Raw genomic sequence first — 3,513 nt, 5'->3', positions numbered from 1 at the left:
TTGCGGTCGAATTTTCCTGCTCTTTCATCCAGCAGGACAGCAATATCGATGTCACTGCCGGGGCGCAGTCGCCCGGATGCAGCAGAGCCAAAAAGATAGGCTGCTATGACCTGTCTGTGTTCGGACAGGACTGGTTTTACCCTGTCGGCGATATCTGCAGGCGCTGGTTTCATAATTTCTCCTGAAAAAAATCAATAAGGCCCTGTCCGACCAGGCGGAACGTAACCATTCAGGGGATGCCTCAATCACGCCTCTGGCGTGACCAGGGGACAGTCCCGCACTTATTTTTTTCTGATGAACAATTTACAGATGTGAGCGTTAGAAAAATAAGTGCGGGACAGTCCCCAGGGCCTGGTGCAAGTAATCACCACCGATTAACCCCCTGAATGGTTACAGCGGAACAATCATCCATGCAGCCATCAGCCAGGCTTAAGCCCCGAGCATTTTGATCATCTGTTCATGCAGCATCTTGTTGCTGCCCAGGATGGTATCCTGCCCAGGAAAATAATCCTGCCCGTCCATGGTGCTGACCATTCCTCCGGCCTCGCGGATGAGGCAGGCTCCGGCGGCAGTATCCCAGGGCTTTAGGCCTATTTCGAAAAAGGCATCAAAACGCCCGGCCGCGGTAAAGGCCAGATCCGTGGCTGCAGAACCGCAGCGACGCACACCCCGGGTAGCCATCAGGGCCCGGCGCATGTAGTCAAGCACCTGGTCCACGTCGGTTTTTATGGTATAGGGAAAGCCGGTGGCCACCAGGGCCTGGACAAGGTCCCGGGTGTCAGTGACGTTTATTTGCTCCCCGTTTAGAAAAGCCCCCTGGTCCTGGGCGGCCCAGTACATCTCTCCCAGCACCGGCAGATAGACAATGCCCATTTTGACAGCCCCGCCTTGCCAGAGCCCCACGGACACGGCCACAAAAGGAATCCTGTGTGCAAAATTGGTGGTGCCGTCCAGGGGGTCCACGATCCAGGTTGGACCGTGTCTGAGCTCTGTCTCCCCGGCAGATTCCTCGGCCAGAAAGTCAGCCTCAGGCAGGATCCGGCCCAGGGATCTCTTCAGGCTGTCCTCCACGGCCACGTCTGTATCCGTGACCAGGTCGATGCGGCCCTTGTGCCTGATGTTGCGCGGCCTGTCCCAGGCCTTGAGGATAATCTCCCCTGCCCCTCGCACCGCCTGCAGCGCATCATCTATAAGGTCCCGGTTAATAATCATGCCGCCTCAGCCTCCTGCTGCTCCCGGGAGGCCAGGAACTCGATTTCGGGCCATTCCTCCCGGGTACGTTCCAGACGCCACCTGGTGGCGAAAAGCATGGCCGGGTATCCTTCCACGTCCTGGACCAGGGAATTGAAATATCTTTTTCTGAACTTTTCCAGGGCCTTTTTATCCCGGGCCCAAATCCAGCGCACAGTGGAATAGTCCAGAGGCTCGTAAGCTGCATCCACCCCGTACTCTGTCTTGAGCCTGGCCGCGGTGACATCGAACTGCAAAGACCCGATGGCCCCCAGGATGTAGTCATTGCCCTCCACAGGCCTGAAGAGCTGGATGGCCCCCTCCTCGGTGAGCTGCACCAGGCCCTTTTCCAGCTGTTTGGACTTGATGGGATTTTTTAGAAACACCCGTTGAAAAAACTCCGGAGCAAAATTGGGAATGCCCAGAAACTGCAGTTCTTCTTTGCTGCTCAGAGTATCTCCGATCCTTAGTATCCCGTGGTTGTGCACCCCTATAATGTCCCCGGGCCAGGCCTCTTCCACCCCGGCCCGGTCCTGGGCCATGAAGATTATGGCGTTGGAAAGCTGGATATCCTTGCCTATGCGGTGATGGCGCACCTTCATGCCCTTATAGAAGCGCCCGGAGCAGATGCGCATAAAGGCAATCCGGTCCCGGTGCGCCGGGTCCATATTGGCCTGGATCTTGAAAACAAAACCTGAAAATTCCTGCTCCAGGGGGGAAACCTCCCTGGTACTGGCCGGTCTGGGCCTGGGTGGTGGGGCTTCCTGGACAAAGGTCTCCAGCAGTTCACCCACTCCAAAATTGTTCACCGCGCTGCCGAAAAAAACCGGGGTCTGCCTGCCCTCCAGATAAGCATCCCGGTCAAAGGGATAGCCGGCACCATGGATAAGCTCCAGGTCCTGGCGTAGAGACTCTGCCGCGGCTGAGCCGATGAGTTCATCCAGCTTGCTGTCCTCCAGGTCTTTGATCACCGCCCTCTCCTCTGGACGTCTGCCCTTGTGATCAGGCGGGGTGAAAAAGCGAATATCCTGGTTGACCAGGTCATAGACTCCCTGAAAGAGCTTGCCCATACCTATGGGCCAGGTCAGGGGCGCGGCCTGGATGCCCAGGGTGTTTTCGATTTCGTCCAGCAGCTCGAAAGGGTCCCGGCCGTCGCGGTCCAGTTTGTTGATAAAGGTCATAATGGGTGTAGAGCGCATGCGGCAGACATCCATAAGCTTTCTGGTCTGCTCCTCCACGCCCTTGACCGAGTCGATGACCATGAGCGCCGAATCCACGGCAGTGAGCACCCGGTAAGTATCCTCGGAAAAATCCTGGTGGCCCGGGGTGTCCAGGAGGTTTATCTCGCAGTCCTGGTAAAGAAACTTCATCACAGATGAAGCAACTGAAATGCCGCGCTTCTGCTCCACTTCCATCCAGTCGGAGCGGGCGTGGCGCTGGGCCTTTTTGGCCTTGATGCTCCCGGCCATCTGGATGGCCCCTCCGAAGAGCAGCAGCTTCTCGGTGAGGGTGGTCTTGCCCGCATCCGGGTGACTGATGATGCCGAAGGTCCGTCTCTTCCGGACCTCCTGAGCTAACTGGGATTCTGATGGTGTTGTCTGACTCATGGTATATGGTGATTGTTTGTGGTTTTGTAACTGTTCAGCACATTTTGTGTGTACTCTTGTTCTGGCCATCGGTGTCGGGGTCGGTATCGGTATCGGGGTCGATAGAAAACCGAAAGCCAAAGTTGCGTGGGGCCTTCCCCAACAGCTTCGATACCGATCCCGATTCCGATACCGACCCCGACAGAACCAGTTATCATGGTGAACATTTACGTGGTTTCTTGCACAGAAAAAATAGAGTCTTGTGCCTGGAAAACCTGAAAAGATAAAGATAATAAAGGAAAGCGTCAAGCTGGATGTTGTTTGGTCAGTCTGTCAAGGCAAAAGCGAAGTAAATTCGTCAACCGTCATGCCGGCATCTTTAATCAGATCCCGGAGGGTTCCGCGCTTTATGTCCCTGCCCTTATGCACTGGAATGGAAAGTGTCGCCTCATGCCCGGGTTTTTCCAGAACAACATGGCTTCCCCTCTTTCTGGATACGGACCAGCCGGCATTTTGAAAAGCCCGGACCACGGTGATACCGGAGTAGTTGCCCAGCCGGGACATTTTATAAGGCCACCTCAAGCACCTGGTCGTCTGAACTGGTAGGTCTGGCCCGCTGGTTTAATGTTTCCAGACAGAGCTCAATGGCTTCCTGAATATTGGCTACAGCTTCTTCCACTGTCTCGCCCTGGGAATG

Annotated in this window: 4 protein-coding genes; all 4 read right to left on the bottom strand. The window is 55.7% G+C overall.

Annotation, left to right across the window (positions count from 1 at the left end; all coding sequences use genetic code 11):
* Positions 1-173: nucleotidyltransferase domain-containing protein (locus QZP87_RS15560; protein WP_363330997.1), on the bottom strand; the 173-nt coding region annotated here is incomplete at its 3' end.
* A gap of 256 nt (positions 174-429) precedes the next feature.
* Entirely contained in the window at positions 430-1,212 is a 783-nt protein-coding gene (locus QZP87_RS06625) for an inositol monophosphatase family protein (protein WP_291322133.1), read from the bottom strand.
* Positions 1,209-2,837 carry a peptide chain release factor 3 gene (locus QZP87_RS06620; protein ID WP_291322132.1) on the bottom strand — a complete coding sequence of 543 codons (1,629 nt, stop codon included), beginning with the start codon at positions 2,835-2,837 and terminating at the stop codon, positions 1,209-1,211. The genes QZP87_RS06625 and QZP87_RS06620 overlap by 4 nt, the downstream gene beginning before the upstream one ends.
* A gap of 312 nt (positions 2,838-3,149) precedes the next feature.
* Positions 3,150-3,380, bottom strand: coding sequence for a type II toxin-antitoxin system HicA family toxin (locus QZP87_RS06615; RefSeq protein ID WP_291320532.1), 231 nt, complete (start codon positions 3,378-3,380; stop codon positions 3,150-3,152).
* Positions 3,381-3,513 lie beyond the last annotated feature (133 nt).

The sequence above is a fragment of the Desulfonatronospira sp. genome (assembly GCA_003563255.1).
In the GTDB taxonomy this organism is placed as follows: Bacteria; Desulfobacterota; Desulfovibrionia; order Desulfovibrionales; family Desulfonatronovibrionaceae; genus Desulfonatronospira.
Note: the sequence above shows the minus strand (reverse complement) of the source record. Positions and strands in the feature narration are given on the sequence as shown.

Excerpts from the sequence above, each read along its gene's own strand:
- QZP87_RS06625 (WP_291322133.1), bottom strand. The coding sequence starts at position 1,212 with ATGATTATTAACCGGGACCTTATAGATGATGCGCTGCAGGCGGTGCGA.
- QZP87_RS06615 (WP_291320532.1), bottom strand. The coding sequence starts at position 3,380 with ATGTCCCGGCTGGGCAACTACTCCGGTATCACCGTGGTCCGGGCTTTT.
- QZP87_RS06620 (WP_291322132.1), bottom strand. The coding sequence starts at position 2,837 with ATGAGTCAGACAACACCATCAGAATCCCAGTTAGCTCAGGAGGTCCGG.